The organism is Siphonobacter sp. SORGH_AS_1065, assembly GCF_030818595.1.
GTDB lineage: Bacteria > Bacteroidota > Bacteroidia > Cytophagales > Spirosomataceae > Siphonobacter.
The window spans coordinates 1,716,931-1,743,307 of record NZ_JAUTAM010000004.1 but is presented as its reverse complement, the minus strand read 5'-3'; the positions used below and the strand labels follow the sequence as shown (position 1 = coordinate 1,743,307).

27 protein-coding genes and 1 tRNA gene are annotated in these 26,377 nt (G+C 44.6%); 10 read left to right on the top strand and 18 right to left on the bottom strand.

The window, feature by feature from the left end; translation table 11 throughout:
- Positions 1-391 precede the first annotated feature (391 nt).
- On the top strand, positions 392-1,906 hold the full coding sequence (locus QE390_RS07900) for a malate:quinone oxidoreductase (protein WP_106636467.1): 1,515 nt from the start codon (positions 392-394) through the stop codon (positions 1,904-1,906).
- Positions 1,907-2,354: 448 nt separating this feature from the next.
- On the opposite strand, the gene QE390_RS07895 is transcribed toward QE390_RS07900, so the two are convergent.
- Positions 2,355-2,438: transfer RNA gene (locus QE390_RS07895), tRNA-Leu, on the bottom strand.
- 244 nt (positions 2,439-2,682) lie between these two features.
- Between QE390_RS07895 and QE390_RS07890 the strand changes: the two genes are divergently transcribed.
- Positions 2,683-4,134, top strand: a complete 1,452-nt coding sequence (locus QE390_RS07890) for a M20/M25/M40 family metallo-hydrolase (RefSeq protein ID WP_307141725.1) — start codon at positions 2,683-2,685, stop codon at positions 4,132-4,134.
- Between the two features lie 69 nt (positions 4,135-4,203).
- On the opposite strand, the gene QE390_RS07885 is transcribed toward QE390_RS07890, so the two are convergent.
- The 14 genes from QE390_RS07885 to QE390_RS07820 all read right to left on the bottom strand — a co-directional run bounded on the left by QE390_RS07885 (position 4,204) and on the right by QE390_RS07820 (position 16,988).
- Entirely contained in the window at positions 4,204-4,620 is a 417-nt protein-coding gene (locus QE390_RS07885) for a hypothetical protein (protein WP_106636465.1), read from the bottom strand.
- A gap of 444 nt (positions 4,621-5,064) precedes the next feature.
- Positions 5,065-5,622, bottom strand: a complete 558-nt coding sequence (locus QE390_RS07880) for a hypothetical protein (RefSeq protein WP_157830292.1) — start codon at positions 5,620-5,622, stop codon at positions 5,065-5,067.
- A gap of 9 nt (positions 5,623-5,631) precedes the next feature.
- Positions 5,632-6,957 (bottom strand): LVIVD repeat-containing protein, encoded by a 1,326-nt coding sequence (locus QE390_RS07875; RefSeq protein ID WP_307141724.1) that lies wholly within the window; start codon positions 6,955-6,957, stop codon positions 5,632-5,634.
- 216 nt (positions 6,958-7,173) lie between these two features.
- Complete coding sequence (locus QE390_RS07870) at positions 7,174-7,464, bottom strand: hypothetical protein (RefSeq protein ID WP_307141723.1); 291 nt, start codon at positions 7,462-7,464, stop codon at positions 7,174-7,176.
- A gap of 172 nt (positions 7,465-7,636) precedes the next feature.
- Positions 7,637-8,296 (bottom strand): phosphatidylserine decarboxylase family protein, encoded by a 660-nt coding sequence (locus QE390_RS07865; RefSeq protein ID WP_106636461.1) that lies wholly within the window; start codon positions 8,294-8,296, stop codon positions 7,637-7,639.
- 138 nt (positions 8,297-8,434) lie between these two features.
- The gene (locus QE390_RS07860; protein WP_106636460.1) at positions 8,435-8,755 is read right to left on the bottom strand and encodes a hypothetical protein; all 321 of its coding nucleotides are present in this window, start codon (positions 8,753-8,755) and stop codon (positions 8,435-8,437) included.
- Positions 8,755-9,453: a sulfite oxidase-like oxidoreductase gene (locus QE390_RS07855; RefSeq protein WP_307141722.1), complete on the bottom strand. Its 699-nt coding sequence runs from the start codon at positions 9,451-9,453 to the stop codon at positions 8,755-8,757. Before QE390_RS07855 ends, QE390_RS07860 begins: the two co-directional genes overlap by 1 nt.
- Before the next feature lie 151 nt (positions 9,454-9,604).
- Positions 9,605-11,536: a 1-deoxy-D-xylulose-5-phosphate synthase gene (dxs, locus tag QE390_RS07850; protein WP_307141721.1), complete on the bottom strand. Its 1,932-nt coding sequence runs from the start codon at positions 11,534-11,536 to the stop codon at positions 9,605-9,607.
- 221 nt (positions 11,537-11,757) lie between these two features.
- A complete protein-coding gene (locus QE390_RS07845; protein WP_106636458.1) occupies positions 11,758-12,666 on the bottom strand; it encodes a rhomboid family intramembrane serine protease in 909 nt (302 codons plus the stop codon).
- 101 nt (positions 12,667-12,767) lie between these two features.
- Positions 12,768-13,556, bottom strand: coding sequence for a rhomboid family intramembrane serine protease (locus QE390_RS07840; RefSeq protein ID WP_307141720.1), 789 nt, complete (start codon positions 13,554-13,556; stop codon positions 12,768-12,770).
- 41 nt (positions 13,557-13,597) lie between these two features.
- The gene (nth, locus tag QE390_RS07835; RefSeq protein ID WP_307141719.1) at positions 13,598-14,263 is read right to left on the bottom strand and encodes an endonuclease III; all 666 of its coding nucleotides are present in this window, start codon (positions 14,261-14,263) and stop codon (positions 13,598-13,600) included.
- A gap of 67 nt (positions 14,264-14,330) precedes the next feature.
- Entirely contained in the window at positions 14,331-14,582 is a 252-nt protein-coding gene (locus QE390_RS07830) for a hypothetical protein (protein ID WP_106636455.1), read from the bottom strand.
- The gene (locus QE390_RS07825) at positions 14,557-15,156 is read right to left on the bottom strand and encodes an RNA polymerase sigma factor (RefSeq protein WP_106636454.1); all 600 of its coding nucleotides are present in this window, start codon (positions 15,154-15,156) and stop codon (positions 14,557-14,559) included. Before QE390_RS07825 ends, QE390_RS07830 begins: the two co-directional genes overlap by 26 nt.
- A 296-nt stretch (positions 15,157-15,452) precedes the next feature.
- Positions 15,453-16,988 (bottom strand): lipopolysaccharide biosynthesis protein, encoded by a 1,536-nt coding sequence (locus QE390_RS07820; protein ID WP_106636453.1) that lies wholly within the window; start codon positions 16,986-16,988, stop codon positions 15,453-15,455.
- A 146-nt stretch (positions 16,989-17,134) separates the two neighbouring features.
- Here QE390_RS07820 and QE390_RS07815 point away from each other — a divergent pair, with 146 nt between their 5' ends.
- Positions 17,135-17,605, top strand: coding sequence for a hypothetical protein (locus tag QE390_RS07815; RefSeq protein ID WP_106636452.1), 471 nt, complete (start codon positions 17,135-17,137; stop codon positions 17,603-17,605).
- A 40-nt stretch (positions 17,606-17,645) separates the two neighbouring features.
- Here the strand turns inward: QE390_RS07815 and QE390_RS07810 are convergent, their stop codons facing one another.
- Genes QE390_RS07810 through QE390_RS07800 form a run of 3 tightly spaced genes read right to left on the bottom strand, consistent with a single transcriptional unit; the run spans position 17,646 to position 20,329 of the window.
- Complete coding sequence (locus QE390_RS07810) at positions 17,646-19,304, bottom strand: S41 family peptidase (RefSeq protein WP_307141718.1); 1,659 nt, start codon at positions 19,302-19,304, stop codon at positions 17,646-17,648.
- 59 nt (positions 19,305-19,363) lie between these two features.
- On the bottom strand, positions 19,364-19,945 hold the full coding sequence (locus tag QE390_RS07805; protein WP_307141717.1) for a hypothetical protein: 582 nt from the start codon (positions 19,943-19,945) through the stop codon (positions 19,364-19,366).
- Between the two features lie 12 nt (positions 19,946-19,957).
- Positions 19,958-20,329 (bottom strand): hypothetical protein, encoded by a 372-nt coding sequence (locus QE390_RS07800; protein ID WP_307141716.1) that lies wholly within the window; start codon positions 20,327-20,329, stop codon positions 19,958-19,960.
- A gap of 177 nt (positions 20,330-20,506) precedes the next feature.
- On the opposite strand from QE390_RS07800, the gene prfA reads away from it, so the two are divergent.
- From prfA to QE390_RS07765, 7 genes are all read left to right on the top strand, one after another.
- Positions 20,507-21,577, top strand: coding sequence for a peptide chain release factor 1 (gene prfA / locus QE390_RS07795; RefSeq protein ID WP_106636447.1), 1,071 nt, complete (start codon positions 20,507-20,509; stop codon positions 21,575-21,577).
- 120 nt (positions 21,578-21,697) lie between these two features.
- Positions 21,698-21,901, top strand: coding sequence for a hypothetical protein (locus QE390_RS07790; protein ID WP_106636446.1), 204 nt, complete (start codon positions 21,698-21,700; stop codon positions 21,899-21,901).
- A 19-nt stretch (positions 21,902-21,920) separates the two neighbouring features.
- A complete protein-coding gene (locus QE390_RS07785) occupies positions 21,921-23,183 on the top strand; it encodes a DNA recombination protein RmuC (protein ID WP_307141715.1) in 1,263 nt (420 codons plus the stop codon).
- Between the two features lie 81 nt (positions 23,184-23,264).
- The gene (gene nadD, locus QE390_RS07780; RefSeq protein WP_106636444.1) at positions 23,265-23,837 is read left to right on the top strand and encodes a nicotinate (nicotinamide) nucleotide adenylyltransferase; all 573 of its coding nucleotides are present in this window, start codon (positions 23,265-23,267) and stop codon (positions 23,835-23,837) included.
- A 30-nt stretch (positions 23,838-23,867) separates the two neighbouring features.
- Complete coding sequence (locus QE390_RS07775) at positions 23,868-24,656, top strand: SDR family NAD(P)-dependent oxidoreductase (protein WP_307141714.1); 789 nt, start codon at positions 23,868-23,870, stop codon at positions 24,654-24,656.
- Between the two features lie 171 nt (positions 24,657-24,827).
- Positions 24,828-25,106, top strand: a complete 279-nt coding sequence (locus QE390_RS07770; protein ID WP_106636442.1) for a hypothetical protein — start codon at positions 24,828-24,830, stop codon at positions 25,104-25,106.
- 55 nt (positions 25,107-25,161) lie between these two features.
- Complete coding sequence (locus tag QE390_RS07765; RefSeq protein WP_106636441.1) at positions 25,162-26,265, top strand: DNA topoisomerase IB; 1,104 nt, start codon at positions 25,162-25,164, stop codon at positions 26,263-26,265.
- Positions 26,266-26,377 lie beyond the last annotated feature (112 nt).

Sequence of the window (26,377 nt, the reverse complement as noted above, 5' to 3'; positions counted from 1 at the left end):
CTTAGGGTGTTTTTCGAAGAAAAAGCGTCTTCAAAAGGGTATTCTCAAACGGTCTGAAAACCGGAATCCCCTTTCCGTAGTTTTTACATTGATTTTTCTTTTCCGAAAAACAGTGTCTTATACTGAAAAATGGTTTGAAGAAACCCTTTTCTATGGGAAGCTATAATAAAATACCAACATCCTGTGGTGAAAGGCTTAAAGTTCTATCGATTACCCACTATTTTTGAACACCAATTTTGAGTGCAAAGGTGGCCCGGCAATTTTACAGTTTTTACTCCGGGCGGGCTTTACCCAGATCAATCGTCTGGGAATCGGATGGCAAGGGAATTGATACCTTGAAAAAACGAATCCAGGTCCCGCACTCCATTCGTTGTAAGTAATCTTTTTCCTTATGAATACCAGTAAAAAATCTGTAAAGGAAGACCCTGACGTTATATTGATCGGTGCCGGGATCATGAGTGCTACCCTGGGTATGATGCTCAAGGAGTTGCAGCCCGACCTGACCATCGAAATTTTTGAACGCCTGGATGTAGTAACTGCCGAAAGTTCTGATGCCTGGAATAACGCCGGAACCGGACACTCCGCCTTTTGCGAATTAAATTATACCCCCCAGAAAGCCGACGGATCGGTTGAGATCAACAAGGCCATTAAAATTGCAGAATCCTTCGAGCTTTCGCGGGAATTCTGGGCTTATCTGGTTGAGAATAACATCATTTCAGACCCCGAAGAATTCATTGTGGACACACCTCACATGAGCTTTGTTTGGGGTAATGATAACGTAGATTACCTGAAGAAACGTCATACCGCCTTGACCAAAAATCACTTGTTCAAGGGCATGCAATATTCGGAGGATCTCAAGCAAATTCAGGAATGGGCACCGCTCATTACGGATGGCCGCGATTCTTCCCAAAAAATAGCGGCTACCCGCATGAATATTGGCACAGACGTGAATTTCGGAGAGTTAACCCGCCGCATTTTTGATCACCTGAAATCCCTGCCTGGCGTTAACCTTCACCTGAATCACGAAGTGCGTGATATTGATCGTCAGAAAGATGGTCGCTGGAAACTGGAAGTAAAGAACCGGAAAAGCGGGAAAAAACGCCAGTTGGTTACTCCCTTCATCTTCATCGGAGCAGGCGGCGGATCTTTGCCACTCCTTGAGAAATCAGGCATTAAAGAAGGCAAAGGCTTCGGCGGTTTCCCCGTGAGCGGTCAGTGGCTGGTTTGTACAAATCCTGCTATTATTGAACGGCATCAGGCAAAAGTGTACGGTAAAGCATCCGTAGGTTCACCTCCAATGTCCGTTCCTCACCTGGATACCCGGATTATTGACGGTAAGAAAGCTCTGCTTTTCGGACCTTATGCCGGTTTTACTACAAAATTCCTGAAAAATGGATCATTCATGGATTTGCCCAAATCCATCAAGCTCAATAACATTGGGCCGATGATGGCGGCGGGAATTCAGAACATTCCCTTAACTAAATATCTGATTGATCAGGTACGTCAGTCTCCGCAGGATCGTCTGGATGCCCTGAAAGAATACATGCCAACGGCTCAGCTAGAGGACTGGAAACTGGAAATCGCCGGACAACGCGTTCAGGTTATCAAGAAAGATCCAAAAAAAGGGGGTATTCTGGAGTTCGGTACCGAGGTAGTAAGTGCCTCTGACGGCTCTATCGCCGCTTTATTAGGAGCTTCTCCAGGAGCCTCAACTTCTGTGGCTATCATGCTTGATTTGTTAAAGCGTTGTTTCGCCGAAAAGTCAAATTCAGAAGCCTGGAAAAACAAGCTCAAGCAAATGATTCCTTCGTATGGTAAACCCTTAGCGAAAGAGCCTGAATTAGTAGAAAAATCAAGAGCATGGACCAGCCGAGTATTAAAACTGGAAACGGTTAAAGCTGAATAGTGCTTATTAAATAGATAGAGAGCTCCCGGTCGTAGGATCGGGAGCTTTTTTATTTTAGAATAATGAAGCCAGTATAAAGCCGTTAACCTTCGTAGTATTAATAAGAAATGATAGTAGTCTATATTAGTTTCATAAGAAATCTGGCTGAGCTTACCGTTTCACCAATTCCGACGACTATGAGTGACAGAAGAGGTTGGATGAGTATCAGGAATAATAGGAGAATACGTTATAAAAGAAAACCCATTTCGGTTGTAGTTAGGTACTATCGCTCTATTTACTAATAGTACCTAAGCCATTGGAGAAATCTAGCGGCATTACCATTCAAAAGAGATATTGAATTATTCAGCTTTCAGCATAATTCCACCGAAGGAAAAATAGTCTTTTAAGCTTTTTGTAGCCGATAAAACAAAAAGGCCTTGCAAGTCAGAAACTTACAAGGCCTTTGCTGTACCGAAGGCGGGACTCGAACCCGCATGTCCGTGAAGACACACGCCCCTGAAACGTGCGTGTCTACCAATTCCACCACTTCGGTTTACTGTAGTAACTTCCCGTTTGGGATTGCAAAAGTAGCCAAAAAACAGCCCTTGTCAAGTGTTTTTTTATTTTTTTGAGAAATTCCTTTGCGAGAAATCTGTAAGAGGTATCCTATTACGTTCAGGCTTTGTGTATTTTTGTCTATAATTCGCTAATTCACGCCTATTAAGTGTCTGATTTTTAAGTCGAGCACGATATTTTCTACCAAGCCATACATTTAACGATTGAACTTTATACCCACAATGAAATCCCCTAGGTACCGCTACGTCTTTTTCGTAGTGGTTTTAGTTGGTCTTACTGCCGCCGCAGATCAAGATGATCTGGACGCTGTTTTTTCCCGCATTTCCTCTGAAGTACAACAAAATTCTCAGGCTTACGAAAAGCTGGGTGAAGCTACACGTACCATTGGCCACCGCCTAACGGGTAGCACGAATGGCGAAAAAGCGGAGACGTATGCGTATGATTTATTAAAAAGCTATGGCATTCAGGACGTAGCCTACCAGCCTTTTTCGGTAGAAACCTGGGCTCGAGATACGGTTACGCTGGCCATCGCCCCTCGCAAGAGTGATAATTTTCATGATATTCCGGTCGTTGCTTTGGCTCATTCTCCACTGGAAGCAAATGTCAGTGCAGACCTGGTAGACGTAGGCAATGGGCTAGAGGCAGATTTCGAAGCCAATAAAGACCGCCTTAAGGGACGTATCGCTTTAGCCAATCTGGGTTTACTGGCGGCTCCTTCAGGAGCTAAAAATCTGCATCGTTCCGAAAAAACGGCTCTGGCTATTCGGTATGGAGCTTCAGGCATCGTAATGGTGAATACTGTTCCCGGAAATGTGCTGCTAACGGGAACGGCTTCGGTAACGGGCTCTCTGATTGGTATTCCGGCTGTTTGTATTTCGTTGGAAAATGGACAGCAAATCCGGGAATGGATGAAGGAAGAAAAACTCATGGCTTTGGTGGATATGCGAAATACCAGCAAAAAATCCACCAGCCGCAACGTCATTGCTACCATCAAAGGCAAAAGCCGGGATAAAATTGTTATTGGAGCTCACCTCGACAGTTGGGATCTGGCCACTGGAGCCATTGATAACGGACTGGGATCATTCGCTGTGATAGACATTGCCCGCACGTTTCAAAAACTGGGACTGAAACCCCGCCGTACCATCGAATTTGTGCTTTTCATGGGCGAGGAGCAGGGCTTATTGGGTTCGAAGGCCTACATCCGGCAGAATCGTAAATCGCTCGGCAGAATCAAGTATATGATTAATCTGGACATGACGAACCAGCCTTCAGGCGTGAACATCTCTGGCTGGAATAACATGGAAAGATTTTTCCAGGAAGTGGGCAATCACATGCAATCGTTGGACCCAAACTATAAAAACGTAATCATGAACCGGGCCGGCCTGCATTCAGACCATCAACCTTTTATGTTGGAAGGGATTCCCACATTAACGCCCCTGGGCCATCTTCCACCGACGATTGGCATGACGTATCATACCAATCTGGACACTTTCGATAAGGTCAACAAAGAAGGACTACGAAATACGGTTCGTTATACCAGCATGCTGTTGTATGCCCTTGCTAACGCAAAAGAACTACCCACTCAACGGCTTAGCAACGAACAGACCAAAGATTTTCTCATCAAACAAGGCCTGAAAGATGAACTGGTATTAGGAAACGAGTGGCGTTGGTAAGTTACCTATACCTTACAAAAAAGCGGCTGCTTTCTAAGAAAGCAGCCGCTTTTTTGTAGAAGATTAAGACTATAAATCTACCCATTCCTCGTAACCCAGAACCTGTAATTTATCCTGGCAATTCGCTGTATTTTTTTTCAGAGCCGAAATGTCAAAATACAACTCCGATTCTTTTTCCTGCACACATTCTTCCGCCGGATTTTTGAAAACGACCTGAACGGTAACGGGCATCGAACAGGGATCTTCCCCACCTACTTCGTACAAATCAAATTGGGGGGTAGGAGAGCAGGCTCCGCCGTGCTTGACGTTTACTTTCAACACATTACCTTCCCGCTGAACAGAATTAATATAAAAATCTTCTGATCCCACCGGAGGTTGCTCGTTCTGAATTAGCGTACGGGCCTGCATTTGATCCGCTTTCTCTTCTTTATCACAGGCCATCAGTGAAACACCTATCAAGCTCAATAAAAACAAAGATTTGGTCATGGCATTAGAGGCTTAAAATCAGAAATCACCTAGAGTGATTAGTAAGTTAATCATCAAATACGAGACATTGTTATGAATAGTATTTCATACGAACAAAAATTTTTCTCTCTATATCCATAAAATACCAAGCCTTAATTTGATTTTTATAGATATACTTAACTTTTCTATTTAGTTTTTCTAAAGGTACTGAGATACCCTTCGGGATTTATTGGGTTAAAATTCTGATTAACATTCAGTATTCATTCTCTTGGCTATTTAGGTTTCGTCCTCAATCATCAAGCAAGTATTTACACTTTTATTAATACTTTACTCGTCTTGCGGCATTTCAGTTCTAATGTCCATGTGAACCTTCAGAAATCAGATTCATTAACTCATTAAAGAGTAACGAGTCCTATTAATCAACCAGAACGGTGATCATAGGACTCGTTGCTGGAAACACGTGTTTTAGAAACTCATTCCCATTTTAATACTGATTCGATTGTAGGCATAATCGTAGTAGGTACCCTGGTCTTCCCCAAAGTATCGACCGCTTTCTAAAATCTGCCGTTTGTAGCCCACGCTCCAGGTAATAGCCGTTCCGCTATTAGTAGCAAAACGCAGGCCTATTGCCGGATTCAGGTGCAGACCACCCCGCTTAAAATCCAGCGATGGGTCCCTGGCAAGCCAGGTCATACCTTTACCGATGTCCAAAGCATAAAAAGGGGTTACTGTTTTATTTTTCAGTATATCTCCCCGCAAACCTAAAGAAATGGGGACCATAAGGTTGCCTTTATAACTATCCAGTCCCACGGTGATCCCCGCTGCCAGCCAGTGCATCAGGCGATAACCATTGAAGCTGGAAGCGGTAAAACTGGTTTTACTAACCGGAGAACTATTATTTGGACCCACCTGCCCTAAAAGCACACCCATTTCGCTAGTATTAGTATACCCTTTCTTCTGATTAACCTGGCCATAGCAGAACCCGCTCAGACACAGCATTGCTAGTAATAGAGTTGATTTCATACGAAAAGATTAGGCTTCAGGACGGGTTACGGGGATTTTGCTTAGTAGTCGAGGATTATTACGATCGGTGTAATCATACTGATAAAAACCGTCTTTACCGATCAGTAATAACAGCTTTGTACTCAGCGGGATAACATCATATGCATCCATGTTTTTAAAATGGTTCAGTAAGTGCTTGTCTAGCTCCAGCGGATTACTAACGTCAAACATTTTTAGTCCGTGACTACCTTCACACACAAATAAAGTTGGATGATCGACGCCCAAACCATAAGGGCCTTCCATGGGAAAGGATTTTAATAATTTGGGATCATACATATCTTTCACATCAATCAGATCAAGCTGGTTACTAGGCGAGCCACCACAGATCGTTTGCTGCCGAAGCGTAACGTAGGCATGGTTTTCATGCACTACTACCGGATCGCAGGCCCGTACGTGACTCAGCGTAGCCACTCGAACGGGATTATTCGGGTCGGCGTTGGAAAGGATATGTACGCCCGTTGTCGAACCTACATACAGCCGATCCTGATACGGGAAGATGGTTTCGATGCCCCATCCCAGGGTAACCACGTTGCCCTTCTGCGGATTTTGTGGCTGGCTGATGTCAAACAACTGCATATTCTGATTGGTAACGGCGTAAAGCGTATTATTCACAATCGCAAAACGAGCCATCGAGCCACCCGTTCCGCTGCCCTGATTTGGTGATGAACTGGACGATAACGAAGCAGAAAACGAGCTGGAGGCATTAAAAAAGCTGTCGAATACTAGCCAGGGATTACTCCAGGGATTCATGTTCCCCTCACAATCCGTTTCAATCACACTGGTAATTAGTTCTACATCATAGTCTGTAATTTGCGTGGGAGCCATCGCAGGATTCATTCCATTGGCGTTACTAAACCAGCTAACGCCCTCTACCATGCCGCTGGTGAAAGCATTTTCAATCCGTTTTAAAAGTTTGGGCTGAGTAGGGTCCGACAGGTCAAAAACCAGGAAATCGGTGTAACTATCGGCATAGAGCATATTCCCTTTTACGGCCATATCCGCATTACCTAAAATGCTCAGGAAAGAAAGGTTTTTAGGGTTATTCGGATCGCTGTTATCAATGATATGGATTCCTTTTTTGATTTCATTGATGAACAGATAACTGCCCTTTACGTAGATTTTACCCGGCTTTTCGAGCGATTTAGCTCCTGCAATAGCAACGCCATTGTTACGTAAGTCGGCAGTAGAAATTTGCTTACTAATTAGATTTCGGGAAACGTTTGTCTGATGGCACTGGTCCTTACAGGAAGTCAGACCCAGCAAAGCGACAGCCAGTACGAGTAGTGATTTTTTCATAGAAAAAGGTGTTTGGATGTTAAAGGCAATTCGTAAAAAAGGCAAAGCAAAGCCAGGGTTATGCATAGGCATAACCAGTTGTCATTCACTTAAAATTGTATGGGTAACGAGAAGAATGCGACCTAGAATCTTTACTTCATTGGTCCACAGGTGCCATCCAGACAAGTAACTGCCGGTGGGGTTACTGCGACGCAATCTGAAATTTTGCCTTCCCGACTATTTACTTCTGCTTCCAGCAGATTGTAATCCTCGACTTTTTCCTTGAGCACTTCTACGTCTGTCGGCGTAAGTGAATAAATCAGGTATTTCCAGGGGCCGCCGCAGGGCTTGCTTCCAAAGGCAATGTTCCCACATACCCGCTCTCCCCTGGCAGGCCTTGTCCTGAATCAAGGCCAGGATTTCCTGCTCCATGAAGCGTAATCGCTCCGAATCACCTACGATTACCTTTTCTTTCTCGCAGGAGATTAAAACCAACAGTAAGCTTCCCAGAGCGAGGATACGTTTCATAGTTATTGAGCTTTTACAGGAAAGACAAGCAGAAGACACTGGTGAAAGTCAGAAAGTTGGAAAGAGAAACTATTTTTTCAAAAAATACTGCTGTTAAAAATCGTTAAGGCTCCAAAACGCAAAAACAGAGCCCTTTTGAGGCTCTGCTTTTTATTTCTACGGTTTATTACTTTTACGCTAATTCAGCAATAATCGTTTTTCCAGAAACGGGTTTATCGCCTAGATTAACCAGAATTTTTGCATCAAGCGGTAAAAAAATATCTACACGGCTACCAAATTTAATGAAGCCAAATTCTTCTCCCTGATTAACTACATCGCCTTCTTTCACGTACCAGCAAATCCGTCGGGCCAGAGCTCCGGCAATCTGCCGAAACATTACCTCCACCCCTGATTCATGACGAACAACAATGGTTGTACGCTCGTTTTCAGTCGAAGATTTGGGGTGCCAGGCTACCAGATATTTTCCGGGATGGTACTTGAAAAACGACACTACGCCTGATATAGGATTCCGGTTTATGTGCACATTCACGGGCGACATGAAGATACTTACCTGCCGACGAGGGCCGTTGAAGTATTCTGTCTCCACTGTTTCTTCAATTACCACTACTTTACCATCCGCCGGAGCAATGATTTGTTTAGGGTGTTGAACCGTTTTACGACGGGGATTTCTAAAAAACTGAAGTATAATCAGGTATATGATAATGCTACCTATAATGGCTAGCTGCCTTACCAACGTTTGTTCAGGAAAGACATAGGCAATAGTAGCATTAATCGCTAGTAAAATGGCCAATGCCAGGGACAACGTAGCAATACCTTCTCGGTGGATGGTCATAAAAAAAATATAAATGTTCGCGATCGGTGAGTGTTAAAGAATGACGGTAGACCTACTGATCGTCAATGCTGTACAGGAATATCAGCGTCATTGAAGCCGCAAGGTACGAAAAAATCACTCGCCGTAGTAACTTGGCCTTTATCGAACCACGATGAGATACTGCACCGTTCGGGCTGGTTTTACAGAATAATCCGTCAAAATCCAGAGGGTACTCCCTTTCTTCACTCCTTTTACCGTGTACACTCGTTCACCGATCAAATCTGATCGCACAGGTTTTTGATAAACGCTGGTAATACGCACCACACTGGAATCACTCAATGCCGATTGCCAGTTATTCTTTTCTTCCTTCTGTCCCAATCGAATTTCCCGACTTTTTCCCTCCGCAAAAACCAGTTTGGCGGGCTTTTGCCCGGGTATTAGCCCGAGCAAAAAAGTACTTATCCATACCAGAACTATCATCAGCTATAGCGATCATTACGCCAGGGATAGGCCGTATTAGAATAGCCTCTTTCCTCCCAGAAACCAAGTTTATTTTCGGGTAAAAACTGAATCCGTTTGATCCATTTGGAGCCTTTCCAGGCGTATAGCTGAGGCGTAATCATTCGAACCGGACCGCCATGCTCTACGGGTAAGGGTTCGTCATAGACGGTATGGGCCAATAATACATCAGGTTTCAAGGCCTCTTCCAGCAAAACGTTGGTACTGTAAGTATCATATCCATAACACATGATGTGAGTAGCGGTTTCTTTCGGCTGAACCAGTGCCGCCAGATCCATCAATCGCACGCCTTTCCAAACCATATCCAGTTTAGACCAGGTTGTTACGCAGTGAAAATCAGAAATGTCTTCTACCTGAGGTAGATTCATGAAGTCATCCCACTTCAGAATGACCGGATTTTCCACTTCTCCATCAATGGTTAATCGCCAGCGGTCCAGTGAAACGTTGGGGTGATAGCCCAAATCTAACACCGGCCACTTCTGGGTTAAGGTCTGGCCAACGGGCGTTTGTGGCATCCCATGCCGATTGATAGGTCCCCTTCCCTGTGGGGTTTCATCCGCAATCGAAGGCGTGCCTTTCATGCGTTCTTCAAACCGATCTTTCAGCTTCATCCGAGCTTCAATGATCCGGTCTAATTTATCGTCAGAAGCCGATTCCATGTTTGCTAAGTTTTAAATCAAATATAGCTTGTGTTCAACGATTCTACTGCTAGAATCGTGCCCAGCGACTTGCTGGTAGTTTCTTTTTTCAAGAAAAAAGCCCATTCGTTAAGAAATGGGCTTTTCTATTCAATACAATGCTATTTAAAACCTAGGAAACCAGCGTTACGACTGCCAGTTCACGAACGGCCCGGGCAATGCCCTCGGGATCAAAACCACATTCGTGATGTAGGTCTATTTGCTCGCCGTGTTCCACAATTCGGTCAGGAATACCTAGACGTTTGATTTTGGCAGTATACCCATGTTCGGTCATGAATTCAACTACCGCCGAACCCATACCACCCATCAGACAGCCATCTTCTACAGTAATGACTTTATCAAATTTCTGGAAAACTTCGTGTAATAAGGCTTCATCCAGGGGTTTTACGAAACGCAGGTCATAATGAGCCGGGTGTAAGCCTTCTTTTTCCAGTAACTGACAGGCCTTGGGAACGTAGTTACCAATGTGGCCGATGGTTAAGATAGCTACGTCTTCTCCCTCCTGAACTTTTCGGCCTTTGCCAATTTCCATTAACTCAAAAGGCGTACGCCATTCCGGCATTATACCTTCGCCTCGAGGATAACGAATGGTCATGGACTGGGTACCAGACTGGAAACCTTCACTTTGAGCGGTGAACATTAAATTACGCAACTCACGCTCGTCCATCGGGGAAGCCACCACCATGTTCGGAATGCATCGCATGAAAGCAATGTCATAGGCTCCATGGTGCGTCGGACCGTCGGCACCAGCAAAACCAGCCCGATCCAGACAGAAAATAACGGGTAATTCCTGAATACACACGTCATGTATAACCTGATCATACGCTCGTTGCATGAAGGTGCTGTAAATATTACAGAATACCGTCAGCCCCTGCGTAGCCATTCCGGCAGAAAAGGTTACCGCGTGTTGTTCGGCAATACCCACATCAAACGCCCGATCCGGCATGGCTTTCATCATGATATTCATGGATGAACCACTCGGCATGGCGGGGGTAACGCCTACGATACTACTATTTTGTTCGGCCAGTTCCACGAGTGTGTTTCCAAACACTTCCTGATACTTAGGAGGCTGGGGCTTCTCGTAAACCTTCTTGAAAATCTCGCCAGTAATCTTATCGAACTTGCCGGGAGCATGCCATTTGGTCTGATCTTTCTCCGCAGGAGCGTAGCCTTTTCCTTTGACGGTAACGCAATGCAGAATTTTAGGACCGGGAATATCTTTCAGATCGGAGAAAATTTCAACCAGATGATCAATATCATGGCCATCAACGGGGCCGAAATAACGCAGATTCAGGGATTCAAATAAGTTACTCTGATGCAGTAACGTGGCCTTCAGGCCATTCTCAATTTTGGAGACAATTTCCTGTGCCGTCCGACCGAAGTTACTCATCTTACCCAGCAGATTCCATACTTCGTCTTTCACCCGATTATAGGTATGAGACGTAGTGATGTCCGTCAGGTAATCTTTCAAAGCCCCCACGTTGGGGTCGATACTCATACAGTTATCATTGAGAACAATCAGCAAATTGCTGTCTTTCAACGATCCCGCATGGTTCATGGCTTCGAAGGCCATACCACCCGTCATGGCTCCGTCGCCAATAATGGCTACGTGCTGTTGCTTGGTATTACCCTTACGCAAAGCCCCTACCGACATACCTAAAGCCGCCGAAATTGAAGTAGAGGAGTGCCCTACGCCAAAGGCATCATAAGGGCTTTCTTTCCGTTTGGGAAAGCCCGAAAGTCCACCATAAAAGCGATTGGTATGAAAACGATTCCGCCGACCGGTAAGGATTTTATGACCATAAGCCTGGTGACCTACGTCAAAAACCATCTGGTCTTCAGGCGTATTTAACACGTAATGCAGAGCTACGGTAAGTTCAACCACTCCCAAACTAGCTCCGAAATGCCCGCCGTATACCGAGACATTATCTATGATAAACTGACGTAACTCCTGGCAGACCTGAACCAACTGCGATTTATCAAGTTTTCGCAGCTCGTCAGGGGTGTCAATTTGAGCTAACAAAGGACCAGGCGTAATAAGCATTGCATAAGAGATTCAAAAACTGAATGAGTGACTCGTTGTAATTTACTCAGTCAATTAGTCGTAGTTTATCCTAAACAGCTGAAAGTCATTAAATGTTTCAACGTTTCAGCAGGATCATTTAGGAAATGAGGCACAAAGTTACTGTAAAATAACTTACGTGTACGATTTAATAGAGTATGTATTCCACAGAAAAGCCCCTCGAAGATCGAGGGGCCGTTCGCTTAGTTTTTCTGACTGGCTTTGTAAAGCTTCTGTTTTTCCTCCCGAGTCAGGCTTTCGTAGCCTGATTTTGAGATTTTGTCCAGAATAGCATCAATTTCTTCATCTCCCGGATAGTCCTCGGCAGTAGCCGTGCTGTAAGTCGTATAAGTCGTCCGTGTTTGAGAACGATATTTCACCTGCATGGTGGGACGAGGCTGACGGGCAAATAAACGTTTGAAAAAATCCAGGACCGCTTCCACGGGCTGGCCTAAATCAATGCCCCGACGTAACATCCGAATGTACATATAGCCAAATAAGGCTCCACTCAAGTGAGCGATATTACCTCCCGCGTTAGTTCCCGGAATCTGAGCGAAAGAAACAATAACCCAGAAAGCAGCAATGTACTTAATTCGAACCGGACCAATGATCAATACATGGAAAGTATAATTGGGCAAAAGCGTTGCTGCCCCTAACATAACGGCATAGACGGCTCCCGAAGCTCCCAGATTTAATACATCCAGTTGACTCTGATACAAAGGAACCAGATTGTAAAGGGCAATGAAGACAAAGCCCCCGAAAATGCCTCCCAACAGGTAAATGCTAACCAGCCGTCGGCTACCGAGATATTCCTGCACCAACTGCCCAAACCAAAACAGAAAAAGCATATTGAAAAGAATATGCAGGACGTTCTGATGTACAAAACAGTAGGTTAGTAAAGTCCAAGGTTTGTAAAGCACATGAGCCAGGTTGGATTTTAAAGCCACCTGATTCAGAATGATGTCGTAAATACCCGCTTTTCCGGCAAGACTAAAACTTACCTGTAACACCAGTAAGAGTAAAAATACAAATACGTTGATCAGGATTAACTGAATCAACCCGTTGTCCCGTCTGGAAAAGGCCTCTTTTATGTCGTCTACAAAGCCGCTCATAACCCGATTATAATGTTAATACTGCTCCTAATGGCCATACAAATAGCTATACTAGTATAACGGGTACGGCTAGGTTTGGGTTCTAAAAAAATAATGCCTGATTAATAAAAATTTTTCCGTTGCCGGGCCCAGTATCTGATCAGAATATACGCAAACAACATCCCGCCAATGTGGGCGAAGTGTGCCACGTTATCTCCCGGATTGCGGTGTAAACCAGAATACAACTCGAATATACCATATAAAGCTACAAAATATTTAGCCTTGATTGGAAACGGTATCAGGAACAAAAACAGCTCCGTGTTAGGAAATAACATTCCGAAAGCCATCAACAATCCAAAAATAGCTCCAGACGCTCCCACCATGGGGGTGTCGACCACCATTCCCAGGTATTGTTTAGTCAAAGCAATACACTGATTTTGCAAAAATGTGTTATCTGGATTTCTTAGGTATTGACCCACCCATGGCTCTGAATTCAGAAATGGAGCATGGTCATTGATGAAACCTACGAGATTTGTAGGATCAGGGTCTTGAATAAACGCAAGGGCTGATTGATATAATTGATTGTATTCATAATAATTAATTCCCGAATACAATAGACCTGCTCCGATACCCGTAAAAAAGTAAAAGAATGTAAATCGCTTGGTGCCCCAAAGATTCTCCAAATTGGGCCCGAAGATGATCAGGGCAAACATATTACTGAAAATATGCCCGAAATCATTAACGGCATGCAGAAACATGTATGTGACAAACTGAATGGGATTGAATAAGCTAGAACTCACACTATGCAGAGCTAGCAAATCCGTAATCTGAGGAAAAACCAGTCGTTGCATGGCGTACATGGCCACATTCACAATCAATATAATTCGAACCGCAGGCGTAAGATTGAACATATCAGGTTATACTTTTTTATAGAACGGGTACTACAGGCTTTTCAGCTCTTTTTTAGAGGAATAGCTACTAAATTTTTCTGCCAGTACTGACAGAATTCCGTTAGCTGACATTCCTGACACTTTGGCGACCGGGCCAGGCAGACGTATCGTCCGTGTAGAATCAACCAATGGTGAGCTCTGGGTACCTTTTCTTTGGGAATGTATTTCATCAATTCCTTCTCAACGGCTAGCGGGGTCGTTGCCGTTTTATTAACCAGCCCCATACGATGCGAAACCCGAAAGACGTGCGTATCGACGGCCATTGTTGGCTGATTGTAAATCACCGAAGCAATTACGTTTGCCGTTTTTCTGCCTACACCCGGCATTTTCTGCAAATCTTCGACTTTGGCAGGAACTTCCGAACCGAATTCGTTAACCAGAATTTTGGCCATTCCAACCAGATGCTTCGCCTTATTATTGGGGTAGGAGATCGAGCGAATGTACTCAAAAACCTCATCAGGGCTAGCCAATTGCAATAATTCAGGCGTTGGGAAACGCTCGAACAATTTAGGCGTGACCATATTAACCCGTTTATCCGTACACTGGGCAGAAAGAATAACCGACACCAGTAATTCATACGGATTTCGATAAATCAGCTCGGTCTCGGGTTCGGGAAAATATTCGGTAAAGTAGGCAATCAGGCCTGCGTAACGTTCTTTCTTAGTCATAAGCAAAAAAACCCCGTCTCGTCAATGGAGAGGGGTACGCGAATATAAACAAAAAACCAATCCCGTTTCAGTGATACTGCTGACGGGACTGGCTTTGCTGACGCTTCTCTTTCGAGTAGTTCAGAATTGTATCAATTACGCGGGTGGATGGCTCCAGCTCAATTTTATTCAGACCAGCTTTCAAATCCATGACATCGAGATAGAACAGGAGTAACTCATGGTCGTGCATGAGCAGTTCTTCGATCTGCTGGTTTTCTTCCGTAGTGGTTTCTTCGTAAGCGTAACGAAGAATGTCATTTTGTGTAAAGGTTTGTATCATGCGTACGTACGTTTTTACTCATCATCTTCCGTAAATTGATGAGAGCATAACGCATACGACCTAACGCGGTGTTGATACTAACGCCCGTTGCATCAGCAATTTCCTGAAAGCTCATGTCTTCGTAGTGCCGCATAACCAGTACTTCACGCTGCGGTTCAGGGAGCCGCGTAATGAGATCTTTCAGGTGTTCATACGTTTCGTTACGAATCGTCGTCGCCTCGATGGAGTCGTCCGCAAATTCTAACGTATTAAACACATTGCTTCCGTCTTCGAACACCACTTCGGGGTAGCGTCTCTCTCGGCGGAAAAAATCAATTGCGAGGTTGTGAGCAATTCGTACGATCCAGGGAAGAAATTTACCTTCTTCGTTATATCGTCCTGATTGCAGCGTATCGACGGCCTTGATGAAGGTATCCTGAGTCAAATCTTCTGCCACAAACGAGTCCTTAACGATAAGGTAAATGGTTGTGTAAACCTTTGATTTATATCTGTTTACTAAATGCTCAAAGGCACGCTCATTACCACGGATATATAGCGAAACCAGCTCACTGTCGCTAAATTGGACTTTTGCCATTTACTTTCCAGTTTAGTTAACGTAGAGCGGTGCTGCATGTAGTATCTCCTATCCGGTTTTTTTTATAAGAATTTGTAATAATCAAAATTAATGAGCTTACGCAAATAACCAAAAATGATTCAGTCAAACGAAGCTTCTAGATGACATATTTAACAGATTTTAACAAGCACGATGGTAATTTTTAACCAATCAGGCTTTTTCAGCAAAGGTTCTTTTGAATAAAATCAGTTTTACAGTACTATCATCTTCTTGTGAGGAATCACAATTATAGTACAATAAATTCATTATATAGACCTTTATTTATTTAATGGTAAAAAAACTCCCAATTTTCGGCGAAGGGCCAGTGGTAACGAATTTTGTTCCTTCACTAATATACCTATCATAAAGCCTAACAACAGCAGACCATGTACGAAAGTCGAAAGCCAAAGGTTTTCAATTTTTATAAAAGAAGAAATAACGATTAATCCACCGCCCACCAACAGATAACCCACCGCCGACGAAACATAGTAGGGAATAGGGTAATATTTTTCGCCCAATCCATAACAGGTAACCATCATTATAAAGCAGGAGACCGCGAAAGCAATGGCACAACCCAGATAACCCAAATAGGGAATGAGTATAAAGTTAGCAACCAGCGTTACTGCGGCCCCAATGAAGGTTAGTAAGGTACCATACTGGGTGCGGTCTGAAAGCTTGAACCAGATGGTGAGGTTGTAATAAATACCCAGGAATAAATTCGCTAGTAAGAGCACCGGCACCACGTCCAGCCCTTCCCAGTATTCTTTCTGGCGGAGAAATAACTCGGCTACTAAATCCAGATTAATCGAAACGGCTACCCAGATTAATACCGAGACGATGATAAACCATTTCATTACATCGGCAAATACGCCGGGGGCATTTTTATCTTCAGCCTTCGAAAAGAAAAAAGGCTCAGCTGCGTATCGGAACGACTGAATGACCAGACTCATAAATATGGAAAGTTTGTATACGTTTCCATAAATACCCAGAGCTTCTTTGGAAGTGCGACCGGGGTAGAAACCTTCGGGTAACCAGCGTTCAAGTACAAGACGGTCAAAGAGCTGATTGAAGTTTCCTGCCAATCCTAAAATTAATATCGGGTACGCATAAATCCACATGGGTTTGAAAGCGTTCCAGTCCCAGCGAAAGCGAAAATCCCGAAACTCCGTCCATAACATCGGGATCGTTGCCAGGTTAGCAATCAGATTGGCAAATACAATGTAACCTACGCCTAGTTCAGGATTATAATTGAATAACCAGGTTCCTTGCAGAAACGTCAGAAAATGTCCGTCGTGAATGCCTTTACAAAACCAGAGAAAGTAAAAATTCAGCCCTACGTTCAGCATGATGTTAGACACGCGAATGGCTACGAACTTTCGGGGTCGTTTTTCGAGGCGAATACGGGCATAGGGAATGGCTACCAGAGCATCAATAACCATGATGATGGCGAGCCAGCTAACCAGTTGCCCCCGACCAGGATAACCAAATTCCTCCGCAATGGACGAAGAAAAAAGAATGATTAAGCCTGAACAAATGGCACTTACGGTCAGAATGGCCGTAATGGAAAGGTTGTAAAATTCCTGAAAACGATCTTTCTCACGGGACGCAAACCGGAAAAAGGTAGTCTCCATCCCAAATACATAAATCACGTTCAACAGAGCCACCCAAAGAAAATAGGTAACCTGCTCGGCCATGACGCCGGGTCGGAATACGGAGGTATGTAAGGGAACCAGAAGATAGCCAATTACCCTACCTAAAATGCTGCTGACACCATATAAAGCCGTGTCACTGGCTAATTTCTTTAAAGCACCCATGTGAAAAATGTACGCTCATTGCGAAACGTCTGATCAGTATGATCGGTAGCAACTTCGCCGCAAAGGTATAGCAGCCAGGGGGCAAATTACCAAAGCGGTGAGCAATGAGAGCGAGAGAATCGTACTTTTGAGCAAAACTTTCTCCCATGAAATTTCTTTACTTCCTCGTTTTGCTGTTCTTCTTCACCTCTGCTCAGTCGCTTTTTGCCCAGGCGGCGGTGGGTTATTACCCTTTTAACAGCATTCTGAACATAAGCAGCAATCCTAAAAATCGAATTTGGGTAGATGCCCGTTTTCAGACGAATTCCATCTTTTCTTCCTTAAATACGGAAGTGGTTCCGATGGTAACTTTCGTTCGCAAGCCTCAGCATTTGTTTTACGCCGGGGTAGGAGCTAACATGGGTATCGTTGGTAAGATTGTGGATTCCCGTAGCCGTCTCATTCAGGGTTACCTCCTGAGCGTCGGAACGCGGGTGTATCCGCTGGAAAAAGTCCCACAACTGGGCATTGCTTTCGAAATCACCCCTTATTCACGTCAGGATTTTAAATCGGGGAATTTCCGCACCTGGCTTGGTGTGTCCTGGCAATTGAGAAAAACCAAAGAAAAAGGTGAATAGGATTTCAGCCTACTCACCTTTTCAAAATCGAAATACGTTGTTACTTAAGCTGGTTAACCGCCATTTGATCAGCCTGTGGAAAACCACTCAAGGCTTTCTTATACAGGGGATCATTGGCGTTTAAAACCTGATAAAGCTCATTGCGAAGTCCGGCGGTCGTAGCCCGTTTTTCCCAGACATAACTAGCTACCAGAGCTTTAATCTGATCCCGCACATACCCCTTTGAACGGTTAAACTCGGCCTCATTTCGCTTGATTCCTGAAGCCGCCGCCATAGCTACGACTTCATTCAACATGGCATCGGTTACGTTAAATTTCTGCAGATACTCTTTAAACGTCTGTCCGCTTAGCCGGGCTTTGTTATCCAGAGCATAACGGAAGGCATATTCTGCAATCACATTTTTGCCCGCTAACTGGTATAAATAACGCGTTCGGTAAGTAGTATCAATGGGTACGAAAACGTCAGGAATAATACCGCCACCGCCGTACACAGGACGACCATGATCGGTTTTAAAGGCCTGTTTTTTATCGAATTTCACACTATCTGCCACGAACAATTCGCCGTCTTTATACCGATCATCGGATTCGTAAACGGCGTAAGGTTTCTGAATACAACGGCCACTGGGAGTATAATACCGCGAAACGGTAATGCGAATCTGCGAACCATCCGAAAGATCAATGGGCGTCTGCACCAATCCCTTGCCAAACGTGCGACGACCCACCAACAACGCCCGATCATGATCCTGCAAGGCACCTGCCACAATCTCGGATGCCGAAGCCGAATTCTCATCGATTAATAAGACCACAGCTCCTTTTTCGAAAAGTCCTTCTTTGTTTGCAAAAGTTTCCTCGTCAAACTGGGGACTTTTCCCATTAGTCTTGACAATCAGTTTATTACCTCCCAATAATTCATCAACAATATTCGTTGCCCGGTCTTTGAAACCGCCGCCGTTGCCGCGTAAATCCAGCATCAGGCGGGTCATACCTTCTTTTTTCAGCGAAGCCAGCGTATTGCGGAATTCGGTATAAGTAGACTCAGCGAAGCGATCAATTTTGATATAACCCGTTTGGGGATCAATCATATAAGCCGCCGAGATCGAATACGTTGGGATGCGACCGCGAGTGACCGTAAAAGGAAGCAGGTTTTTCTCACCGCGACGCTGAATGTCCAGCTTGACGGGCGTTCCACCCGGTCCGCGAAGTTTACTAAAGATGAGTTTATTGTCTATGTTCTTACCCGTCAGTAAAGTACCGTCGGCTTTAATCATGCGGTCCCCCGAGCGTAAGCCCGCTGCTGCTGCCGGACCTCCGGGAATAGCATTAATGACAAAAACGGTATCGTTGAAAATATTAAATTCTACCCCAATACCATCAAATCCCGATTCAAGCTGAGCCTTGGCCGCAGCAACTTCCTTTTTCGGGATGTATACACTGTGGGGATCAAGGCGGGTCATCATTTTTTCCAGACCATAATCCACCAACGTATCGGTATTGACTGAATCAACGTAGGCATTATCAATCCAGGAAATGATTTCCCGAAATTTATTCAGGTTACGCACCAAGTCACCCGAATACTTGGGCCGCCCCCCAAAGAACGTAGCACCAATCAGAATGCCGCCAGCCATGGTAATGGCCAGTAACAAAGGCAGCCGAACGGTAGAAGAACTGTTTCGGATATTTTTATCTGAATGGTTTTCCATAGGGTTCTATAAGATATATTCGATCAAGGCAACAACGTAGAAACGTTTCTTTGTGGTGCTTATAAATTCTTTTTCTCCAGTTTTTTAGGATCAATCTGCCGAATCAATTCCTTTCGACTCAGGTAAATAGCCCACAGGCCCAGCAAGTCGTTTTGCGGTACCGATTGAATGACTGGATTACGGATACTTTTGTTTACCAGTGCCGCTTCTATTTCTTTAGTCATCACAATGGGAACGGTGTACAACCACTCGCTGCCGTCACCAATTTGCTGAATATTCGTTTCCTGAGGTAAGTGCTTTTCTGCACTGTACTGATAGGCGGCAAATACTTCCTTCGTTTTGGTATCCGTTTGGGGCTTACTCAGGTCCTGCGTGGGGACGAAGACGATACGAGAAGCCGAAGCTTTTGCCAGCGAATCCACGAAGGTGGTATTACGTAAAGCTCTGACGGGTTGTTGCTGTAAAACGCCAGCCAGTTCTTCGCCCTTTTCACTGGAAAATGCAGAAAGCTGAGAGCTGGTTACGTGCTTAATCTGCTGATTCTCCATGTCCTGCTTCATTTTAGCCGTATCCAGCCGCTTGAATTCGCAGGCGTTACAAACCACCATACCCAAGATAAGTATGCATCCCTGTATTTTCATAGAAAGATAATGTTAAAGAATAACCAGACTCGGACTGGAGGAGATCAATAATCCAGTCTCGTTCCGATAGATATTCGGCGAAGGTAAGGATGCACTTTTAATCCGCAGATACGTAGGAGGTGCAAAAACTCGACCAGGACGAAGAAAGTCCATATTGAATGTTTCACTCAGGCGATCAAACTGCCGACGGCCCCAGGGAGTGTTGAACGTAGAAAGACGAATTTCAGGACTTACCTTTAAAATAATAGTGGCCCGTTTCACACGTACTACCTGTCCATTGATCACCGCTTTTCGGGTTTTTCCGAACAAGGGAATATCAATGGCCTGAACAGCCGTAGCCGTCAGCACCAGAAAAAGAACGATGAAGGATGGAATAACTTTCACGCAGTAAAATTACGGATAATTAGAATAACTGGTTTTCCGATGGATAAATCTTCTATTACTCCTAACATCAACGCTTTGCTATAGGTTCTTTCGTTGGAACCTCTTATAATAATTATCTTTGCAGAAATTTTATCCTTCAAAAATGAAATCGAAGGAAAATGATTCATTCTCACGACCATGCTTGAGCAATTAGAAGCCATACGCGAACGCTTTCAGGAAGTATCCCAACAAATCGTGCAGCCCGAAGTGGCAAGCGATGTAAAGCGATATAAAGCCCTTAGTAAAGAATATAAAGATCTGGAAAAAATCGTTAAAAAGTACGAGGAATACGAGTTGCTGCTCGGACAGATCGCTTCTGCCAAAGAAGTATTATCCACAGAAAAAGACGAAGATTTTCGGGAAATGGCAAAAGCCGAACTCGACGAACTCGAACCCAAACAGGACGAAATAGAACAGGAATTAAAAGAGTTACTGATTCCGAAAGATCCTAACGACAGCCGAAACATCATTCTGGAAGTTCGCGGCGGTACGGGTGGAGACGAAGCGGCTATTTTCGCCGGTGACATCTTTCGCATGTACCAGCGTTTTGCCCAGAATCAGGGCTGGCAGTTCCAGATCATGGACCAGACCGAAGGTAGTTCCGGTGGTTTCAAAGAGATTATTGCTTCCGTGCAGGGAGAAGACGTATACGGAAAGCTGAAGTTTGAGTCGGGTGTGCACCGCGTACAACGCGTGCCCGCGACGGAAACGCAGGGCCGGATTCACACCTCTGCCGCCTCGGTAGCCGTATTACCCGAAGCCGAAGAAGTGGACGTTCAGATTAACATGAACGACATTCGGAAAGATACCTTCTGTTCGTCAGGGGCCGGTGGACAATCTGTTAACACCACGTACTCTGCCGTTCGGGTCACGCACTTACCTACCGGACTGGTGGTACAATGCCAGGACGAACGTTCGCAGATCAAGAACTTTGAGAAAGCGATGACTGTTCTTCGTTCACGCTTGTACGAAATGGAATTAGCGAAACAACAAGCCGAAATCTCCGGTGCCCGCAAGAGCATGGTTGGTTCGGGTGACCGCTCCGATAAAATCCGAACGTACAATTATCCACAATCACGGGTGACCGATCACCGCATTGGTCTTACGGTTTATAACCTTCCCGCTGTTATGGATGGAGAAATTGGTGACTTCATCGAACAGTTACGCATCGCCGAAAACGCCGAGCGTCTGAAAGAAGGAGCTGTTTAGTAATTAGTTGATTATGGTTGGAATTCGTTTGAAAGGTTAATAGGGTTTGAGGTTTGAAAACGTACATCAGACTTCAAACCATCTCTAACTTTCAAACCTTCCCAAACTCTATTAAAAGTCATGAAAATTACGATTGAAATTCCTGATGATCAGGCTGTTTTTATGAAGCAGTTATTAGATCGTTTATCTTTTGTAACATCTATTGAAATGGAAGAAAAGCAGCATTTGGTGGTTACTTCTGCCGAGTTACTTCATGCTTTTCCCATCCTGAAAGAAGAAGCCAATGTTCGTTTGTCGAACATTCTGGATCAGCATTTGAATTGAGTTCTTAATCATTTCATTCTTGAGCGATTTTCTCTTTCTCTTTACCGGCTTGCTCATCGGAGCTGTAGCAACCTGGATGGCTACCAAAGGCCAGAAGGGCTCACAGCTCCGAGTGGCTGAGCATTCCTTTCAGTCGCTCCAGAACGAGACTAGTCAGCTTCGCTCAACGCTGGAAAAAGAGCGTCAGAATACCCTGGATTTGAATCGTCAGTTAGCCGCTCTGGAAGCAGATTACCGCAATCTGGAGGATAAGCTTCATTTCCAGCAAGAAGAACTTTCTTCGCAATTTCGGCACCTGGCCAATGACTTACTCGAAGAAAAATCCCGGCGTTTCACCGAACAGAATCAGCTTAACCTGAATCAGTTGCTGCATCCCCTGGGTGAAAAAATTCAAGCCTTCGAGCGAAAAATTGAGGAGAACTACAAAGAAGAACTTCGCGATAAGGTGAGCCTGCTGGCCGAAGTTCGTAAGCTCCATGATTTGAGTCAGCGACTCAGTCAGGATGCCGATAATCTGGCTAAAGCCCTCAAAGGTGATACCAGACAACAGGGAAACTGGGGTGAGGTGATTCTGGAAAAAGTACTGGAACGCTCAGGCCTGATGAAAGGAGCTGAGTATAATACCCAGGTATTAACCCAGAATGTGGATAACGCTCTGATTAGGCCGGACGTGGTTATTTACCTGCCCGACAACAAACACCTGATTGTGGATGCGAAAGTTTCTCTGTTAGCCTACGAACGTTGCATGGGCTGCGATGATGAGATGGAACGCGGGAAATACCTGACGGCTCATTTGAGTTCCGTGCGAAGCCATATCCGACTATTAGCGGAGAAAAAGTACGAAACGGCTCAGGGCTTACTAACGCCCGACTTTGTGCTCTTATTCATGCCCATTGAACCCGCCTTTAGTCTGGCGATCCAGTCGGATGCTGAGCTATTCAATTTTGCCTGGGAACGGCGGATTGTATTGGTAAGCCCCACCACTTTACTGGCAACGTTACGAACGGTTTCCAGCATCTGGAAATTTGAAAAGCAGAGTAAGAATTCGCTCGAGATTGCCCGCCTCAGCGGAGAGTTATACGACAAGTTTGAAGGCTTCATCCGGGATTTGCAAAAAGTAGGAGATACCCTCAAATCTTCCCAAAACGCCTACGATGAAGCCGTCAAGAAGCTGGCCGAAGGCAAAGGGAATATGCTCCGCACCGCCGAGAAAATCAAAGCCCTCGGAGCCCGCTCCACCAAGGACCTACCCAAATCCTGGCTCGATCAGGCGGAAGAATAACGTGCAGTTTTGAGTTTAGGGTTTGGCGTTTTGAGTTATAAAACCCTAAACTCTAAACCTTAAAACCCTAAACTCAGGACAATGAATATTGGTCTATTTTTTGGTTCTTTTAATCCGATTCACATTGGGCATTTGATTGTGGCGAATGTAATGGCCGAAACCACCGATCTGGATCAGGTTTGGTTTGTGGTCTCGCCGCAAAATCCCTTCAAGAAAAATAAGCAGTTACTTCACGAAGAAGATCGCTATAAGCTCGTGGAACTGGCCATTCAGAATAACTCAAAACTTCGCGTAACGGACGTAGAGTTTTCCATGCCCCGGCCCAGTTATACCGTTGATACGTTAACTAAACTTCAGGAAAAATTCCCGCAGCATACCTTCCGGTTAATCATCGGTGGCGATAACCTCGGCCAATTTCCGAACTGGAAAGAACACGAAAAAATCCTGAATGATTTTGGCTTATACGTATATCCAAGGCCCAATTCCGAGCCGAGTGAGTTAGAGCATCATCCCAATGTTCGAATGGTAGAGGCTCCTTTACTCGACATTTCTGCCACCTTTATTCGAGCCCAGATCAAAGCCGAACGAACCATTCGTTATATGGTCTCGGAAGAGGTAGAGACGTACATCCGCTGGAAGAAATTTTACCTGTAAGTATTTACTTATTTACTCAACATTAAACAAATGAAAATCAGTATTCTGGGTTGCGGCTGGCTGGGGTTACCGTTGGGAGCTTTTCTTGCAACGAAGGGGTATATCGTTACCGGAACAACTACTACTCCTGAGAAAATTCCCGCTTTGCAGGAGGTTCGTATTCAACCCGTATTACTGAATTTCAAACCAGAAATAGAAGGTGATCTCTACGCTTTGCTAGACGCGGATGTCTTGATTATTAGTATCCCTCCAAGGGCTGGTAAACAAGGGGATGCTTTCCATCCTCAACAAATTAAGTATTTACTTAAAAGCTTAACTTCTTTTCAAGGTCGTATTATCTACATTTCTTCGACCTCAGTCTATCCAGATACCAATGGTATCATCGATGAAAACGGCCCGGTTATTTCTGATCATCCGTTGGTTGAGGTGGAAAACTTACTTCAGGAAAATCCCTTTCCAGTTACTATTCTGCGTTGTGGCGGATTAATGGGTTATGATCGAATTGCGGGGAAGTACTTTATTGGCAAGACGGTTCATACGGGCGATGTTCCCGTCAACTTTGTTCACCGGGACGATGTTATCCACATCGTGGAAAGCATCATGGAGCAGAATAGCTGGGGTGAGGTTTTCAATGTAGTCTGCCCCGAACACCCCATCCGACGGGATGTGTACGAACAAAATGCCAAAGATCACCACTGGCAACCGCCTGTCTTTGAGGTACCGAAAGAACCACTTTCTTTCAAAATCATTTCCAGCGAAAAACTTCAACGCATTCTTTCCTATTCTTTCCGCTTTCCCAATCCTGTACATTTTAAATAATATTTTACTTAAATACGTAAATAAGTTTTTGTGTAAGTACGGATTACTTACACGTAACTGTTATTGTCTCTTCACTAGGTAATAATTTCTACAATTCCTAAGTGCCTACAGGGGAATGTAAGCGAAGGAACTGTTTTTTCATGTACTACTCTATTTAACATAGAATAAGCCATGAAAACGACACCAAACGCTGAAAATACGGATAAAAAAGAGCCTAATCGCTTGTATGTAGGACTTAATCCATCAGAACTGGAAGCTAACGCTGATGCTGGTTTTGAAAACTATGAACAGTCTTTCGAGGAAGAAAAAGGAGAGTTCGACCGAACCGATATTGAAACCGAACCAAGTCTGCGGGAGAAAGGAAACATTGATCGAGCTGATCGCCATCAGCAGGACGACGCTCGTCACCAGGAACACAATGAAGCTCCCGATCCTGAAAAAGAGAATTAGTAAGTGATTCATTACCGATGAATTACTTACTGTTCCAACCCAAAATTGATTATATATGAGTGTTGTACCTCCTTTGCCTCTAAAACCGGCCCGTCGTCGTCGAACTCGTCTGTGGTCGAAAGATCCCAAGCGTTCCGCGAAAGTGGCGGGTCTGATCTATACGACCGACGACCAGCCGGGTATTCTTCGACTTAGGCACAGTAAGTCTTTTCGATACGTTGATGCGGATAAAAAGCCCATTCGCGACGTGGAAACCCTACGCCGAATCCGCTCGCTGGTGATCCCCCCAGCCTGGGAAAAAGTGTGGATAAGTCCGTTGGAAAATGGACACTTACAGGCGACAGGTTATGATACCAAGGGACGTAAACAATACCGTTATCACCCCGACTGGAACGAAGTTCGAAACGAAACTAAATTCTCCCGCATTATTCAGTTTGCTGAGTTATTACCCAAGATTCGCCAGCAAGTGCAACAGGACTTACGGCGGCCAGGCTTGCCTTATGAAAAAGTACTTGCACTGATCGTGCAATTGATGGAAAAAACCAGCATTCGCATTGGTAACGAAGAGTACAAAAAGCAGAACGGCTCGTATGGACTAACCACCATGCAGGATAAACATGCCGATATCGAAGGGTCGAAAGTGACGTTTCGGTTTAAAGGAAAAAAGGGCGTTTATCACGAGATCAGCCTGAAAGACCGAAAGCTAGCCAAGCTCGTTCAGCGGTGCAAAGACGTGCCCGGTGAAGAGCTTTTTCAATACATCGATAACGACGGTAATCATAAAAGCGTAGGGTCAGGCGATATCAATGCCTACCTGAAAAACATTACTGGCGAAGAATTCACCGCCAAAGATTTCCGAACCTGGCGTGGTACCTTAGGAGCCTTCGAAGCTTTCCAGGCTTTAGGTTTGTTCGATACCCCAACAGCCTGCAAGAAAAATATCAATCGCTGTTACGACCTGGTAGCCGAAGCTCTGGGTAATACGCGGGCAGTGAGCAAAAAATATTACGTTCACCCCAAAATCATTTCGGCCTACGAATCGGAAAAGCTGTGGAAATACTGTGATGGACTGGATGTTCCCGTGAAAAGTGCAGACGATACAACGGCTTTATCTCCACTCGAACTAAAGGTAAAAGAGTTATTGGAAGCCAGCTTTTAATCTGATTAACGCACAGAAAACCCCTCGGAAGATGCCTTTCGAGGGGTTTTCTGTGTTCAGACTACTCCCAATTACTTATCGGCTCCATTTGTCGGAGGAAAGACCTTAAGTT

Bases quoted from the DNA above. Each gene is read 5' to 3' on its own strand.
- QE390_RS07900 (WP_106636467.1), top strand. From the start codon at position 392: ATGAATACCAGTAAAAAATCTGTAAAGGAAGACCCTGACGTTATATTG.
- QE390_RS07820 (WP_106636453.1), bottom strand. From the start codon at position 16,988: ATGGGTGCTTTAAAGAAATTAGCCAGTGACACGGCTTTATATGGTGTC.
- QE390_RS07770 (WP_106636442.1), top strand. From the start codon at position 24,828: ATGAAAACGACACCAAACGCTGAAAATACGGATAAAAAAGAGCCTAAT.
- QE390_RS07855 (WP_307141722.1), bottom strand. From the start codon at position 9,453: ATGGAATCGGCTTCTGACGATAAATTAGACCGGATCATTGAAGCTCGG.
- QE390_RS07880 (WP_157830292.1), bottom strand. From the start codon at position 5,622: ATGAAATCAACTCTATTACTAGCAATGCTGTGTCTGAGCGGGTTCTGC.
- QE390_RS07805 (WP_307141717.1), bottom strand. From the start codon at position 19,945: ATGAAAATACAGGGATGCATACTTATCTTGGGTATGGTGGTTTGTAAC.
- nth (WP_307141719.1), bottom strand. From the start codon at position 14,263: ATGACTAAGAAAGAACGTTACGCAGGCCTGATTGCCTACTTTACCGAA.
- QE390_RS07865 (WP_106636461.1), bottom strand. From the start codon at position 8,296: ATGACCATCCACCGAGAAGGTATTGCTACGTTGTCCCTGGCATTGGCC.
- QE390_RS07870 (WP_307141723.1), bottom strand. From the start codon at position 7,464: ATGAAACGTATCCTCGCTCTGGGAAGCTTACTGTTGGTTTTAATCTCC.
- QE390_RS07775 (WP_307141714.1), top strand. From the start codon at position 23,868: ATGAAAATCAGTATTCTGGGTTGCGGCTGGCTGGGGTTACCGTTGGGA.
- QE390_RS07845 (WP_106636458.1), bottom strand. From the start codon at position 12,666: ATGAGCGGCTTTGTAGACGACATAAAAGAGGCCTTTTCCAGACGGGAC.
- QE390_RS07815 (WP_106636452.1), top strand. From the start codon at position 17,135: ATGAAATTTCTTTACTTCCTCGTTTTGCTGTTCTTCTTCACCTCTGCT.
- QE390_RS07890 (WP_307141725.1), top strand. From the start codon at position 2,683: ATGAAATCCCCTAGGTACCGCTACGTCTTTTTCGTAGTGGTTTTAGTT.
- QE390_RS07765 (WP_106636441.1), top strand. From the start codon at position 25,162: ATGAGTGTTGTACCTCCTTTGCCTCTAAAACCGGCCCGTCGTCGTCGA.
- dxs (WP_307141721.1), bottom strand. From the start codon at position 11,536: ATGCTTATTACGCCTGGTCCTTTGTTAGCTCAAATTGACACCCCTGAC.
- QE390_RS07810 (WP_307141718.1), bottom strand. From the start codon at position 19,304: ATGGAAAACCATTCAGATAAAAATATCCGAAACAGTTCTTCTACCGTT.
- prfA (WP_106636447.1), top strand. From the start codon at position 20,507: ATGCTTGAGCAATTAGAAGCCATACGCGAACGCTTTCAGGAAGTATCC.
- nadD (WP_106636444.1), top strand. From the start codon at position 23,265: ATGAATATTGGTCTATTTTTTGGTTCTTTTAATCCGATTCACATTGGG.
- QE390_RS07885 (WP_106636465.1), bottom strand. From the start codon at position 4,620: ATGACCAAATCTTTGTTTTTATTGAGCTTGATAGGTGTTTCACTGATG.
- QE390_RS07840 (WP_307141720.1), bottom strand. From the start codon at position 13,556: ATGTTCAATCTTACGCCTGCGGTTCGAATTATATTGATTGTGAATGTG.
- QE390_RS07860 (WP_106636460.1), bottom strand. From the start codon at position 8,755: ATGATAGTTCTGGTATGGATAAGTACTTTTTTGCTCGGGCTAATACCC.
- QE390_RS07875 (WP_307141724.1), bottom strand. From the start codon at position 6,957: ATGAAAAAATCACTACTCGTACTGGCTGTCGCTTTGCTGGGTCTGACT.
- QE390_RS07825 (WP_106636454.1), bottom strand. From the start codon at position 15,156: ATGGCAAAAGTCCAATTTAGCGACAGTGAGCTGGTTTCGCTATATATC.
- QE390_RS07790 (WP_106636446.1), top strand. From the start codon at position 21,698: ATGAAAATTACGATTGAAATTCCTGATGATCAGGCTGTTTTTATGAAG.
- QE390_RS07830 (WP_106636455.1), bottom strand. From the start codon at position 14,582: ATGATACAAACCTTTACACAAAATGACATTCTTCGTTACGCTTACGAA.